General features: G+C 37.9%; 13 protein-coding genes. 4 read left to right on the top strand and 9 right to left on the bottom strand.

Translation table 11 applies throughout. The features are described 5' to 3' along the window. Window positions 1–24: 24 nt before the first annotated feature. Both kbl and BM361_RS07645 read right to left on the bottom strand, forming a co-directional pair. Window positions 25–1218: a glycine C-acetyltransferase gene (gene kbl, locus BM361_RS07640; protein WP_074978010.1), complete on the bottom strand. Its 1194-nt coding sequence runs from the start codon at window positions 1216–1218 to the stop codon at window positions 25–27. Between the two features lie 71 nt (window positions 1219–1289). Beyond that, window positions 1290–4412 (bottom strand): UvrD-helicase domain-containing protein, encoded by a 3123-nt coding sequence (locus BM361_RS07645; RefSeq protein WP_074978011.1) that lies wholly within the window; start codon window positions 4410–4412, stop codon window positions 1290–1292. A 122-nt stretch (window positions 4413–4534) separates the two neighbouring features. Here BM361_RS07645 and BM361_RS07650 point away from each other — a divergent pair, with 122 nt between their 5' ends. Further along, window positions 4535–5143, top strand: a complete 609-nt coding sequence (locus BM361_RS07650) for a superoxide dismutase (protein WP_038267584.1) — start codon at window positions 4535–4537, stop codon at window positions 5141–5143. 47 nt (window positions 5144–5190) lie between these two features. On the opposite strand, the gene BM361_RS07655 is transcribed toward BM361_RS07650, so the two are convergent. The 7 genes from BM361_RS07655 to purN form a co-directional block, all read right to left on the bottom strand. Next, window positions 5191–6081, bottom strand: coding sequence for a carbohydrate kinase family protein (locus tag BM361_RS07655; RefSeq protein ID WP_074978013.1), 891 nt, complete (start codon window positions 6079–6081; stop codon window positions 5191–5193). Next, window positions 6078–6866 carry an HAD-IIA family hydrolase gene (locus BM361_RS07660; protein WP_038267578.1) on the bottom strand — a complete coding sequence of 263 codons (789 nt, stop codon included), beginning with the start codon at window positions 6864–6866 and terminating at the stop codon, window positions 6078–6080. The genes BM361_RS07655 and BM361_RS07660 overlap by 4 nt, the downstream gene beginning before the upstream one ends. A 662-nt stretch (window positions 6867–7528) precedes the next feature. Beyond that, window positions 7529–9427: an amidophosphoribosyltransferase gene (locus BM361_RS07665; protein ID WP_074978015.1), complete on the bottom strand. Its 1899-nt coding sequence runs from the start codon at window positions 9425–9427 to the stop codon at window positions 7529–7531. Window positions 9428–9499: 72 nt separating this feature from the next. Continuing rightward, window positions 9500–10426: a PfkB family carbohydrate kinase gene (locus tag BM361_RS07670; RefSeq protein WP_038267573.1), complete on the bottom strand. Its 927-nt coding sequence runs from the start codon at window positions 10424–10426 to the stop codon at window positions 9500–9502. A gap of 30 nt (window positions 10427–10456) precedes the next feature. Continuing rightward, the gene (locus BM361_RS07675) at window positions 10457–11050 is read right to left on the bottom strand and encodes an START domain-containing protein (protein WP_074978021.1); all 594 of its coding nucleotides are present in this window, start codon (window positions 11048–11050) and stop codon (window positions 10457–10459) included. Window positions 11051–11103: 53 nt separating this feature from the next. After that, complete coding sequence (gene rnhA, locus BM361_RS07680) at window positions 11104–11583, bottom strand: ribonuclease HI (protein WP_074978022.1); 480 nt, start codon at window positions 11581–11583, stop codon at window positions 11104–11106. Continuing rightward, window positions 11576–12139 carry a phosphoribosylglycinamide formyltransferase gene (gene purN, locus BM361_RS07685; RefSeq protein ID WP_038267565.1) on the bottom strand — a complete coding sequence of 188 codons (564 nt, stop codon included), beginning with the start codon at window positions 12137–12139 and terminating at the stop codon, window positions 11576–11578. The genes rnhA and purN overlap by 8 nt, the downstream gene beginning before the upstream one ends. A gap of 180 nt (window positions 12140–12319) precedes the next feature. Between purN and BM361_RS07690 the strand changes: the two genes are divergently transcribed. The 3 genes from BM361_RS07690 (at window position 12320) to rnc (ending at window position 14659) form a co-directional block, all read left to right on the top strand. Further along, window positions 12320–12553 carry an acyl carrier protein gene (locus BM361_RS07690; protein ID WP_038267563.1) on the top strand — a complete coding sequence of 78 codons (234 nt, stop codon included), beginning with the start codon at window positions 12320–12322 and terminating at the stop codon, window positions 12551–12553. Between the two features lie 100 nt (window positions 12554–12653). Beyond that, window positions 12654–13904 carry a beta-ketoacyl-ACP synthase II gene (gene fabF / locus BM361_RS07695; RefSeq protein WP_038267561.1) on the top strand — a complete coding sequence of 417 codons (1251 nt, stop codon included), beginning with the start codon at window positions 12654–12656 and terminating at the stop codon, window positions 13902–13904. A 14-nt stretch (window positions 13905–13918) separates the two neighbouring features. Next, window positions 13919–14659 carry a ribonuclease III gene (rnc, locus tag BM361_RS07700; protein ID WP_038267559.1) on the top strand — a complete coding sequence of 247 codons (741 nt, stop codon included), beginning with the start codon at window positions 13919–13921 and terminating at the stop codon, window positions 14657–14659. Window positions 14660–14678 lie beyond the last annotated feature (19 nt).

A 14678-nucleotide genomic window follows, 5' to 3' on the forward strand; every position in this document is an offset into this window, starting at 1 on the left:
CATCGTGATAAATCTGACAATCAATTAGATGATTTCAAGTTCTTCTGCTACCTCTTTGAACGCAGAAATAGCCTTGTCTAGATGCTCTTTTGTATGGGCCGCTGAGAGCTGAACTCTGATTCTTGCTTTGTCTTTTGGAACCACTGGATAGAAGAATCCAATTACATAAATTCCTCTTTCTAGTAGCTTATCGGCCATGGTTTGTGAGAGTTTGGCGTCATAAAGCATTACAGGAACAATCGCAGAATCACCATCAATTATATCAAGACCCGCTTCTTTCATTCCTTTCTTGAAATACTCCGTATTCCACTGGAGTTTGTCTCTAAGTTCTGTGTCGTTCGATAGCATGTCAAATACCTTAATGCTGGCACCAACAATTGCCGGAGCTAAGGAATTCGAGAATAAATAAGGTCTTGAGCGCTGGCGAAGGATCTCGATGATTTCCTTTTTACCAGTTGTGTATCCACCCATAGCACCACCTAAAGCTTTACCTAAAGTACCGGTTATAATGTCAATTCTGCCCATTACTCCTTTTTCCTCTAAAGTTCCCCTTCCGGTCTCGCCTATGAAGCCTGCAGCATGACACTCATCGATCATTACAAGGGCATCATATTTGTCTGCCAAATCGCAAATTTCATCAAGAGGAGCAACTAATCCATCCATCGAAAATACACCATCCGTAACTATAATTTTGAAACGTGCACCACTTGCGTTTGCTTCTTTAAGCTTTTCCTCAAGATCTTGCATATTATTGTTTTCATAACGAAAACGCTTCGCTTTACATAAACGAACACCGTCAATAATGGAAGCATGATTTAAAGAGTCTGAAATAATAGCATCTTCCGGACCTAGTAAAGGTTCAAATACGCCACCGTTGGCATCAAATGCCGCAGCATACAATATAGTGTCTTCAGTTTCGTAAAAATCAGCTATTTTTTGCTCGAGGTCCTTGTGTATATCTTGAGTTCCACAAATGAAACGTACCGACGACATACCAAACCCATGACTGTCCATAGTGTCTTTTGCAGCCTGTATCACTTCCGGGTGTGATGAAAGTCCTAAGTAATTATTCGCACAGAAGTTGATGACTTCTTGCCCTGTAGAAATCTTAATTACCGCATCCTGTGGACTGGTAATGATTCTTTCTTTTTTGTATAGTCCGGCATCTTTTATTTCTTGAAGTTCGTTTTGAAGATGTTCTTTAATTTTTCCGTACATATCTCTGTGTTTAATGTAATGGTTGTTAATTTACTTGGCACAAAAATACTAACATCTTTCCAAAGCAGTACTTAAACCTCAATTATTTCTACCTCCTTATCGATAAATACTATAAGTTTTTTTTCCACTTCATATCCAATCGAAATTAGGGCATTGGCATACGTGTTTAACTGATTGATATATCGATTGCTCATGGAGCCTGTTTTGTAATCTATTAAAATGACCTTTTGATGCTTTATTACAATCCTGTCCGGCCTCAATGATTTTCCATCTGAGGTGTATATCTCTCTTTCGTTTAAGATCGTGTATTCATGAGAGTAATAAGGCTCCAGAATTGGGTGCTCCATCAATCTCTTTAATTGATGTTTTACCATCTCTTGTTCTTCTTCACGCAAGATGCCTGTTAACAGGCCTTCTTGAATTACCTCTTCGAGTTGTGATGCATATTTTATTTCTGCCAAAAGATTGTGGTATAGGTTTCCTCTTTCAATAGCTTCTTGTTGATGCGTCTCCCAAAGCGAACCCGCTTTGGTAACCAGTTTCAGTGAAGACTGATAGGTGGCGTGAACATTAAACGGAATCACAGGATGGTTATTTTCTGCCGAGACCTTTTCCGACAAAGCTTCATCTGTTGTTCCAAATGAATAATAACACTGTTCATCCGACCATTTTCCGGTACTCTTAAGGAAATTAATGAACAAACCGGAGAAATAAGATAAGGATTCCTCGCCATTTCTGCTCAGATCCTTACGGGTAATGATGTGCAACTCTTTAACAGCACGTGTTAAAGCTACGTATAGAACATTAAATTGATCGAGTTCCAGCTTGGTGTGATCATCAGTATACAAAGCTTCCCCTAATTCGCTGTAAGAGGCCATTTTTTTATTCTTACTGAGCAAGGCTGTTTTGATACCGAAAATATCCTCATTTAAAGGATACCAAATTTTGGGATCAATTTCTTCGTAAATGTTTGAGTGAGCAAATGGATAAATAACCACAGGAAATTCAAGGCCCTTTGATTTGTGCACCGTCATTAACTGAATAGCATTTAATCCTTCAGGGGCAATAATACTTAAAACGTCTTTTTTCTTCTCCCAATAAGCTAAAAAATCCGTTATCGATCCACTGTTTTGTTGATTGAATTCTAAAATCACATCCAGAAAATACTGCAGATAGGCATCCGAAGAATTGTTCAGTTTGAAGCTGCTGATGGCATAGGAGATGGCGTTGAGTAACGGAAGTTCTGAAAATTCATTGCTGCTAAAACCTTCACCCGATAAAAATGAATTAAAATCTTTGAGCCCTTCAATAATATACCCATGTTGGTTTGAAACCTCTTTTTTCTGAGCCAGATAATGAAGTAGCCTTACCTGCGTTTCCTTATTTTCCGGAACAACACTGAATTGCATTAAATTGATTATAAAATCAATTCTGATGTCGTTCTTCAATAAAAGAGATTCCGATGAAATAATGGGTATGTTGTGTTCACTTAAAAAATGTGCAATAGCCAATCCTTCCTTCTTTTTTCGGGTGAGAATACAAATGTCCTTAAGGCTGTAACCCTTGGCCTGTACAGATTTTATGGTTTCTAATGTGGCCTCGCAGTACGCCTCGTTATCCGAGGTCTCTTTTTCGAGAAAGGTAAGACTGACGTACCCTCCTTTTTTTTGGTTCGTTTCCTGGTGACTTTTAGTTTCAAACAGATCGCGATATTCAGGTTTGTTCAGATGTTGAGAAACATGCCTGAAGAATGAGTTGTTAAAGTTGACTACCTCGGTGTAGCTTCTGTAATTCTTTGGTAGATTCTCAACCTGTTTTTCCACTTGAAAAGGATTGTGGCAATTGTATAATTCTATAAATTGTTCGGCTTTTCCTCCTCTCCATCGGTATATGGCCTGTTTAGCATCTCCCACGATTAATAAACTGCCTTTTTTACCTGCAAGAGATTCACTTTCCAGTGCATTGGCTATTAATGGTTGTATGTTTTTCCACTGCATTTCAGAAGTATCCTGAAACTCATCGGCAAAATAGTGCTTGTATTTTTCACCTATACGCTCGTAGATGAAAGGAGCCGGTTGATTGGCAATGGCTTTGGAGATGATTTCATTAAAATCTGAAATTAGAAGTATGTTTTCTTGCTCCTTTAACTTCTCAAGTTCCTGGTTAATGGCATTAAGGAGTGAAAGAGGAACAAGGTTCTTGTAAAAATTGTCTAAAAAGTCTAAATGATAAACTTGTTTTTTGATCGCTAAAAAAGTTTCGTAAAGAACGGAAACCAGACCGTCAATAGTGGTAGCAATGTCCTCTGAAACGCTCTTTGGATAGAGACTCTTGTTTTCGGACAGGGAATCCTCCAGCTTATTTTCATATAGTTTATCTAACTCCCCTTGTGATATTTTTTTAAAGTGATTGTATAAAGTGCCTCTGGAGAAACACCTGGCGTCTAAATTATTTTTGTGGAGTAGTGCCAGTACCTCTTCTCCTTTTTTTATGATTTCATCCCTTAGGGTGTTTCTTAATTTTTTAATCTGCCTGGTTAAGTCTGCAAAGTCCTTTAAAGATCGATCCCCAAGTTCGTGAATGTGTTCCAAATGAACTTCATTCATTAGTAGTTTGCCAATTTGATTTAGGTCACGGGTAATATCCCAACTCTTATCGTCATCCGCTTTTTCAAGTGCAAAATCTATCAATGTTTTCGTAAGGAGTTCTTCATTGCCTGCCTGATAAACTAAATTGTCTACCGCCTGTTGAAGGATCATATCAGTATCAAGGGCTACCTCAAAATTAGAAGGGAGCTTTAAATCGAAGGCGAAAGTCCTGAGCAATCGATGGTTGAATTTGTCGATAGTTACAATGTCAAAAAAAGCGTAATTGTGTAATATGCGCTCTAATACTTTTGATGCTCTGGTGTGTAGGGTAATGTTGTCAAGATTAAGCTCTGTTGCCAACGCAGTAAACATATCTGAAGGTTCTTCAAGGCATGCTTTGGAAGCAAATTCTTCAAGATTGCTAACAACCCTTGTCTTCATTTCAGCGACAGCTTTATTGGTAAAGGTTATGGCTAAGACCTGCTTAAAAGTATCAGTGTTATTACTTCCTAAAAGGATTTTCAGATAGTTTTTAACAAGTGTGAAGGTTTTTCCTGAACCTGCAGAGGCATTATAAATAAGAAATTGTGGTGAAGTAGCGTTCAATGCGAAAATTTTATTGCAAAATAATGAATCTTTATAAGAACTTAACGAATAATTATACTCGATTCCTTAACTTTGAGCTAAGATTGATTTACTAATTATTAATTATAAAAAATTATAAAATTATGGCTTTCGAATTACCTAAGTTGCCGTATGCATACGATGCATTGGAACCAAATATAGATGCACGTACAATGGAGATTCATCATACGAAACATCACAACGGATATACTACTAAATTAAATGGAGCTGTTGAAGGAACTGACCTTGCAGGCAAGTCTATTGAGGAAATCCTTACAGGTTTGGATATGAACAACACTGCAGTAAGAAATAATGGTGGTGGGTTTTACAACCATAACTTATTTTGGGAAGTAATGTCACCAAACGGTGGAGGAGAGCCTTCAGGTGAACTGGCATCAGCAATTAATGATGCATTCGGTTCGTTTGATGCTTTTAAGGAAGCTTTCTCAAATGCTGCAGCGACTAGATTTGGATCTGGATGGGCATGGCTTTGTGTTCATAAAGGAGGGAAAGTAGAAATTTGCTCTACAGCAAACCAGGATAATCCCTTGATGCCTGGTATTGGATGTGGTGGATTCCCTGTATTGGGGCTTGATGTATGGGAGCATGCATATTATCTGAACTACCAGAACAGAAGACCTGATTATATCTCGTCTTTCTTTAATGTGATCAATTGGGATAAAGTTGCCGAATTATACGCAGCAAACAAATAATAATTCTTGTTTAGGAATAAAAAATGGCGGGAATCTTCCCGCCATTTTTATTTTCTTCTGAGCGATTCAATCGCTAAGGATGTTAGCTTTGGGTTGGCTCCTTGTCTGGAAGCTACAAGTGCACCAATAGCGCATGCGTAGTCTAGAGATTCTCCTGGAGAGACATTGTTGAGAAGGTGCGTTAACAGAGCTCCTAAAAAAGAATCTCCGGCACCCACGGTGTCAACAACGTCGATACTGTATCCCGGATGAGCATAAAAAGTGCCATTCCAATAAAGTTCAGCACCCGCGGAGCCCTTGGTGACACAAATTGAAGCAGTGTCTGTTTTTTCGGATATGAATAAGATGTTCTTTTTGATCTCTGTGTCGGTCGAGCCCATATACTGAGAAAGCTCCAAAAGCTCTTCGTCATTAAACTTGATAAAGTCAGCTTGCTCCATCAGCGTTTGTAGAATTTCAAAACTGTAATGCGGAGGTCTTAAGTTGACATCAAATGCTTTGAAAGGCGCAATTTCCAGCAAGGCTAATAGCGTTTCCCTAGAGGTTTTGTCTCTGCAGACCAAGCTTCCAAAAACAATCACATCAGCATTTTTAACAGTTTCCTTACTGGTTTTTGTCAAGACTATTTTATCCCATGCTGCAGGGTGGTTGATGCTGTAAGAAGCAGTGCCTCGTTTGTCTAAGGTTACCGTTACACTTCCGGTAACTAATTCTTGCTTGATCTGAACTTCATGGGTTTCAACCTTGTTTTCCTGTAAGAATGAAATTAAACGCTGTCCGTCTGTGTCATCACCAACAGCACTTATCATACTCATGTTGCATCCTAAAGATTGCATCCTGAGCGCAACGTTGAGAGGCGCCCCGCCAATTTTCTTTTTATCGGGGAAAACATCCCATAAAATTTCTCCAAAACTGACCCCTTTTAATGTGTTACTCATTGTCCGTGCTTTAATTCTAAAGCGCTTTTCAGGTCGATGTCTGCTACAGAATTTACAATCATGTCAGGTTTGAACGCATAGTCGTCAAGCATATCGCTTTTAGAGACTCCGGATAAAGTCAATATGGTTGTATACCCCAATTGGACTCCTCCGAGAATGTCAGTATCCATGGTATCGCCAATAATAATAGTTTCTCTGGCTTCCAATCCGAGATATTTACGGGCTGCTCGCATCATAACCGGACTTGGTTTGCCTACTGAAAAAGCCTTTTTTCCTGTAGCTTCTTCAATCATGGCAACAACAGCCTTAATGCCTAAATTCGACCATCCTTTCTTTTTTGGTGAAGGATCCAGGTTAGTGGCAATTAATTTTGCTCCGGAAAGTATCATGTCTACCGCGTTGTTAACCATTTCCAATGTGAAATTTCTTCCTTCGCCGACCACAACGAAATCTGGATTAGAGTTGGCTGTAGTATACCCTTTTTGAAGCAAGCTGGTAGTTAGTCCGCCTTCTCCCAATACATACGCAGTACCATTAGGTTTCATAAATGAAAGAAAGGAAGCAGTTGCCATTGCACTGGTATAAACGTTTTCTTCCTTTATTTTAATCCCCATACGAGCTACTTTGTTTACCGTATCAAGTGGAGTGCGCTGACTATTGTTGGTCATAAAAAGAAAAGGAATGTTTTCTTTTTGTAAGGTAGCAATGAATTTATCAGCTCCCGGAATCATCTCATCACCACCGTAGATAACACCATCCATGTCGATCAAAAATCCTTTTTTCATTCGTTGTTGTATTAGGTTGTTTTGTGTTAAAATAAAATCAGAATAAAGTTACGCATACTCCTTTGTAATTATAACTTATCTGCCCCTTAATTTAATATGAGGGTTTAGATTTTCGATACTTATAATTTAGACTCGACGTTAATGAATATATTCTAAAATAAGACCTGGCTTTTTAGAACTTGTACAACCTTTTAAGTATAAGGGTCTTTATTTTTTAATCTACAGAAGATGTTTTGTATTGGAGTATTTGTTCAGTCGAATGTAATAGATATAAAAACAGAAAGGCAAGATTTAAATCTTGCCTTTCATACCCCAAATCTTACCATGAACTTAACCTACTTATGCTATGGTGATGTAAATTTAATATGTCAGACTATGGTTGTTGAAATAAAACAGATGTAATACTTAAATTTTAGATAAAGTGTTTTTGGGGTCTTAAAAGAATACGAGTTGTAACTTTTTGATAGTCAACAGAGTGGAATAAAAATAAGAAAGGCAGGAATGAATCCTGCCTTTCTTGCCCCAAATCTTACCATGAACTTAACCTACTTATGCTATGGTGACAACAAATGTAGATTAAAGAGGATTCTCACACCTTATCAATCCGATAAAGTGCAAAAAAATCCGATGAAATGCATGGTTGAATAAATCTTAATCATATACTAATATGCTCTGTCCTTTTTTCCTTCAAAAAAGTTTATGAATGCACGGTTAACCACGCGATTCCCGCCCGGAGTGGGGTAATCCCCGGTAAAATACCAGTCGCCCAGATTGTGAGGACAGGCTTTGTGAAGGTTGTCTACAGACTGATAAATGATCTTAACTTCAGCATTTATGCCTTCCGGACTTAATAATTCACTTATTTTGTCAGAAATTTCTTCGTCGGTAAAAGGCTCATAAATCTTCTTTACTACATTGATCACATCCACATCTTTATAATCGATCTGACCCTGGCATTTTTCATATACCTCTTCAACGATATTGTAAGTGTTTCTGTCTTTGTGAAGTTCTAAAGCAGCTCTAAATGCAATTAAATCTTCAAGACGTGCCATGTCTATACCATAACAGTCAGGATATCTTATTTGTGGAGCAGAAGAAACTACAACGATCTTTTTAGGGTGTAGTCTGTCAAGAATTCTTAGAATACTCTTTTTAAGCGTAGTTCCACGAACGATACTGTCGTCAATAATTACTAAATTATCGGTTGGTTTTACAGAACCATAAGTGATATCGTAAACGTGGGCCACTAAATCATCTCTACTACTGTCTTCCGTGATAAACGTTCTTAGCTTGGCATCTTTAATTGCAATTTTTTCAATACGCGGACGAGCAGAAAGGATTTCATGTAGTCTTTCTTTAGTAATGTCAGCGCCTTCCGCCAAAATCAGTTCTTCTTTTCTTTTATTAAGGTAGTTCTGAGCTTGTTTTACCATTCCATAAAAAGAGGTCTCCGCTGTATTCGGAATGTATGAGAACACGGTATTGTCAAGATCATCGTTAACACTCTCCAAAATTTTAGGAAGTAAAAGTCTTCCAAGGTTTTTACGTTCTTCATAAATCTCGGCATCACTACCTCTTGAAAAATAAATGCGCTCAAATGAACATGCTTTGCGTTCTAATGGTTTAAGGATTTTTTTAAAGGCAACACTACCGTTCTTCTTTATGATGATCGCTTTCCCTGGATCTAACTCGTGAACATCTTCAAATTCTACATTAAATACCGTTTGAATAACAGGTCGTTCCGATGCTACAACTACAACTTCATCATCTTTGTAGTAATAGGCAGGTCTGATCCCTGCAGGATCCCTTAAAACAAAGGCATCACCGTGGCCAAGTAAGCCCGCCATAGCATATCCACCATCCCAGTTCTTCGCAGCTTTCCTTAAGATTTTGGCAACATTAAGTCTTTCCGCAATTAAAGGTGAAGCCTCCATTTTGGTAAAGCCTTCCTTTTTGATCTCCTTGTAAAGCTTGGCAACTGCATCATCTAGAAAATGACCGATTTTTTCCATAACCGTGATGGTATCAGCCTTCTCTTTTGGGTGCTGACCCAATTGAACCAGATTGTCAAAAAGCTCATTAACGTTGGTCATGTTAAAATTCCCTGCAACAATAAGGTTACGATGCATCCAGTTGTTTTGTCTTAAAAATGGATGTACGCTTTCTATACTGTTCTTTCCAAAAGTACCATAACGAACATGCCCCAACATTACTTCTCCTAAGTAAGGAGTTTGGCTTTTTAGGGCCGAAATATCGTTTTGATATTCTGGATGCTCAGTTAGGGTGTTGTTTATTCGGGTATTGATCTGATTAAAAATGTCCTGAATTGGAGTTTGCTGATTCGAACGCACCCGACTCATATATCTTTCACCGGCCTTCATGTCAAGCTTAATACTGGCGAATCCTGCACCATCTTGTCCTCGGTTGTGCTGTTTTTCCATCATTAAGTACATTTTATTTATACCATAAAATGCACTTCCATACTTCTCCTTGTAATACTCTAATGGTTTTAAAAGTCTTACCAGGGCAATTCCACATTCGTGTTTAATAGCGTCACTCATTGCTGTTTTGTTATATTATGGACGTTTCTTAAAAAATAAAACCCCGAAAATTCCAGGGCAGTTGTTTTACTGTTATGATAATTCTATATCAAATTGCGTTAGTTCTTTAAACTGTTGCAATCTCGTATAGACCTCTTTTTTAGTTAAATTTTCCATCCGTTCCGTTCCGAATTTTTCAACGCAAAACGATGCCAGGTTTGAACCGTGTATGATGGCGTTCTTCATGTTTTCAAATGAAAAATCTTTGGTTTGGGATAAATAACCCACAAAACCTCCTGCAAACGTGTCACCAGCTCCTGTAGGGTCGTATACGTCCTCTAGAGGTAGGGCCGGAGCAAAAAATACATTTTCATCATTGAACAATAAGGCTCCGTGCTCTCCTTTTTTGATCACTACATATTTTGGTCCCATCTCATGAATCTTCTGGGCGGCCTTTACCAACGAATATTCATTTGATAATTGTCGGGCCTCTTCATCATTGATGGTTATGACGTCTACTTTTGAAATAACCTCTAATAAATCCTCTAAAGTGTTGTCCATCCAGAAATTCATGGTGTCTAAAACAATAAGCTTTGGTTTGGTGCTCATTTGTTCAATTACACTCATTTGGACGCTCGGATGTAAATTTCCTAACATAACCACTTCAGCATCCTTGTAATCTTCAGGGACAATCGGGTTAAATTCGGCAAGAACATTAAGTTGTGTTTCCAAGGTATCTCTGGAGTTCAGATCGTTGTGGTATTTGCCACTCCAGAAAAAGGTTTTACCTTCTTTGACGATTTCGATACCCGTAGTTTCGATGTTTTTATCCTGCAGCATTTCAAGATAGTCTTCCGGGAAATCACCCCCAACTACAGATACAATATTTGAGTTAATACCGAATTGTGAAGCTGCAAGTCCAATATAAGTTCCTGCCCCTCCAAGTATTTTATCGGTTTTACCAAAAGGAGTTTCAATAGCATCAAAGGCAACCGTGCCTACTATCAATAATTTGCTCATACCAGCATTTAAATTTTTTGCAAATATACGTTAGTTTTCCAGTATATCCTTTAAGTTTAGAAAAGAATGGTATGGGTGAGTCGCTAACATGGAATTTAATAACCAAAGAGGGATACTTCCATTAGGGTCTCCATACATTCTTTGAGTAACTTCGATGGTTGTCGGATCTACTTTTTTTATGATCCATGCGCCTTTAAAATTGGTGATCCGTATGCAATTGTCGTCAAGGGGCATCTCCCCGGAAGGTCCGGGTAATAGATCAATATATATAGTGTTTTCGTTTTGTTCAATACAAAGCCTCGATATATGATCCCTGTCCTGTACAGGCCAGGGCATATCATTTTTGATCCATATAATGAGTTCGTTTTCAGAAATGACAGAAAGGGTTTTGCTTGCTGAGGTGTTGTGAGTCCATTCAAAAACCGAATTGCCGTCTGTGATAACATCGAGTGCTTTCTGCATACTCGAGTTGACTTTCATGACCGCTTTGTATTCTTTAATTTCAGAAGTGTCTGATTTTCGCGTGTAAATCTTTATCTCATTTTTGTTTTTTTTTAATTCCCAGTCTTGTGCCTGAGTTAAAAAACAGGAGAGGATCAATGTGAAAATCAAGAATGGTTTCATCGTATGAGGTGTGAAATACTTATAAAGGTACGAAATCACACCGTATTTTGTTTTTACAGTAGGGTTTGCTGGTTTTCAAAACCATGGTCCGTAAGCAGGCTTTCTTTTTTGGAAGCTTCTACAGCTAAAAAGTCACAGCGCTCATTTTGTGAATGATTGTTATGGCCTTTAATCCACTGAAATCTCACATGATGTTTGCGATACTCTTTTAAAAAGTCAATCCATAGATCTGGATTCTTTTTGTCTTTAAACCCTTTTTTTTCCCATCCAAAGACCCATTTCTTTTCCACTGCATCAGCAACATATTTAGAGTCTGTAAAGACTAATATGTTTAAGTTGGGTTTTTTAAGCTTTTTTAAAGCTTCAATAACAGCTAAGAGTTCCATGCGATTGTTAGTGGTCCTCTTAAAGCCTTCAGAGAATTCTTTCTTATAGGGCTTTCCTACCCATTCCATGACAATGCCATATCCTCCCGGACCCGGGTTTCCACGGGAAGAACCATCCGTATATATATGTACGTCAAAATTATTCATGAAGTAGCTTTTCGATAACTTGTGGAAAGTGTTCGTATTCTAATTGATGTACTTTATTCGCTACATCATCAGCAGTGTCTTTTTCCGAAACTGTTGTTTTCGCCTGGAAAATAATAGCACCCTCATCATAATGTTCGTTTACATAATGAATGGTTATGCCTGTTTCTTTTTCCTTGTTTTCTACAATGGCATGATGAACATGCATCCCATACATCCCTTTTCCGCCATATTTCGGAAGTAATGCAGGGTGGATGTTTATAATTTTTTGAGGAAAAGCATCGATAAGATTTTGAGGGATTTTCCATAAAAACCCAGCCAGGACTATAATGTCTGGCTCTACACTTTTGAGTAACGAAACCACCAAATCACTGTTAAAAGCCTTCCGGTTAAAATAGAATGCGGGTATTTTGTGATTCGTAGCCCTGTCGAGAACTTTTGCGTTTTTGTTGTTGCTTAAAATTAAATTAACCGAAGCAGTGTCCTTACTGTGGAAGTATTGTATGATGTTTTCTGCGTTAGTTCCGGAGCCTGAGGCTAAAATAGCAATGCTTTTCATTCTACTGGTAGAGCTTGTTTAAGGGACAAAAAAAAGAATAATAATTCATATTCTAAAGTTAGAAAACCATTAAGTTGAATTTATTTTTTTAACTTTAAAAGCACATTTTAGCGCGAAAATGATTTTTTAAACCAAAGTTTTTTATTTTTGCCAACAATTAAATTTTAAAACTAAAAGATTATGTCAGACATTGCATCAAGAGTAAAGGCGATTATCGTAGACAAATTAGGTGTAGATGAAAACGAGGTTGTGCCTGAAGCTAGCTTCACAAACGATTTAGGTGCAGATTCATTAGACACCGTAGAATTAATTATGGAATTCGAAAAAGAATTCGATATTCAAATCCCTGATGATCAGGCGGAAAACATTGCTACGGTAGGGCAAGCAATTAAATACATAGAAGAGACAAAATAATTGTTTTATCATAGTAGAAAGCAAAAATTTATTCGTGCAACGCACGAATAAATTTTTTGGTTATTTATATCAAAAATAGATTTAAAGAAATTTACTTTATATGAAATTTAAGCGAGTTGTAGTCACAGGTTTAGGGGCTTTGACACCCATCGGTAACAATCTTCAAGAATATTGGGATGGGCTTCAAAAAGGTGTTAGTGGTGCCGCACCCATAACGCATTTTGATGCGTCTAAATTTAAAACTCAATTTGCTTGTGAGGTTAAAAACTTCCAGGTAACCGATTTTATCGATCGCAAAGAAGCAAGACGTTTAGATAAATTTGCACAGTATGCAATGGTGGCTTCAGATGAAGCAATCGTAGATTCTAAATTAGATCTTGAAAAGATCGATATGGATAGAATTGGTGTTATCTGGGGTGCAGGTATTGGCGGATTGGAAACTTTTCAGGAAGAAGTTTTGAACTTTGGTAGAGGTGATGGAACCCCTAGGTTCAATCCTTTCTTTATACCTAAAATGATTGCAGATATCGCACCGGGATTAATATCGATTAAACACGGTTTCAGAGGTCCTAACTTTACAACAGTTTCTGCCTGTGCTTCTTCAGCAAATGCTATGATCGATGCTTTAAACTACATTCGATTGGGGCATGCCGATATCATAGTGACTGGTGGTTCTGAAGCAGCTGTAACTGCAGCAGGAATTGGAGGTTTTAATGCTATGCATGCACTTTCAACTCGTAATGATGATCCTAAAACAGCTTCCAGGCCTTTCGACGCAAACCGCGATGGTTTTGTGTTAGGAGAAGGAGCCGGAGCGATTATTTTAGAGGATTATGATCACGCCGTTGCCAGAGGTGCAAAAATATATTGTGAAATCGCTGGAGGTGGACTTTCAGCTGACGCACACCACATGACAGCCCCACACCCGGAAGGACTTGGTGCTAAGAATGTAATGAGAAACTGCTTAAAAGATGCTGGTCTTAATCCTGAGGATGTAGATCACATTAATATGCACGGAACTTCAACACCTTTAGGTGACGTTGCTGAATCAAAAGCAATTAAAGAAGTGTTTGGTGAGCATACCTATAACATTAATATCAATTCTACAAAGTCAATGACTGGTCACTTACTAGGAGCAGCGGGAGCCATTGAGGCTATTTCTTCTATTATGGCCATTGTTCATGGAGTAGTGCCACCTACGATCAATCACGAAACATACGATGAAAAGATCGATAGTAAAATGAACTTCACTTTTAATGAAGCTCAAAAACGCGATGTAAAGGTAGCTATGAGTAATACATTTGGTTTTGGCGGCCACAATGCATGCGTTTTATTTAAGAAATTAGACTAGAACAAGAGATTGTTTTGAAAAGAATAGTTCGAAAAATATTAAATTCCCGCTCAGATGATGACGGGAATTTTTTTTTGGTACTCAAGAAAATGTTAGGTTTTAAACCCGACGATATTGAGTACTACAAATATGCATTTGTTCATCGGTCGATGAATAAAAAGGATAAAGCTGGAAATCCTATTAGCTATGAGCGTCTCGAATTTCTGGGAGATGCAATGCTCAGCTCCGTAATTTCAGATTATCTGTTTAAAGAAGTTCCTCAGGGTGATGAAGGATACTTAACCAAAATGCGATCGAAAATAGTTAGTAGAGAACATCTCAATGAATTGGGTAGAGACCTCGGACTAATTCGTTACGTTAAAAGCAATATTCCCGAAGAACATTATGGCGAAAATATTCACGGTAATGTGTTTGAAGCACTCATTGGTGCAATTTTCTTAGATAAAGGATATCGCTATTGCGAGCGATTTATCAGGAAAAGAGTTGTCAGACCTTATGTCGATATCGAAAAGCTGGAAGGTAAAGTAATTAGCTATAAAAGTCTCTTGATCGAATGGTGTCAGAAAGAAAAAAAATCGTTTAAATTCGATACCTATGAAGACGAAGGAAATGAATCTATAAAACACTTCGCAGTCAAACTTTTTATCGATAAAAAAATAGTGGCTAAGGCAAGAGCAACATCCAAGAAAAAGGCCGAAGAAAGAGCTGCTAAGAGAGCGTATTTCGCATTGCAACATAAGATAGACTCTAAATAACAAAACTATAACGATTTCG

Source organism: Zhouia amylolytica, from assembly GCF_900116365.1.
Taxonomy (GTDB): domain Bacteria; phylum Bacteroidota; class Bacteroidia; order Flavobacteriales; family Flavobacteriaceae; genus Zhouia; species Zhouia amylolytica.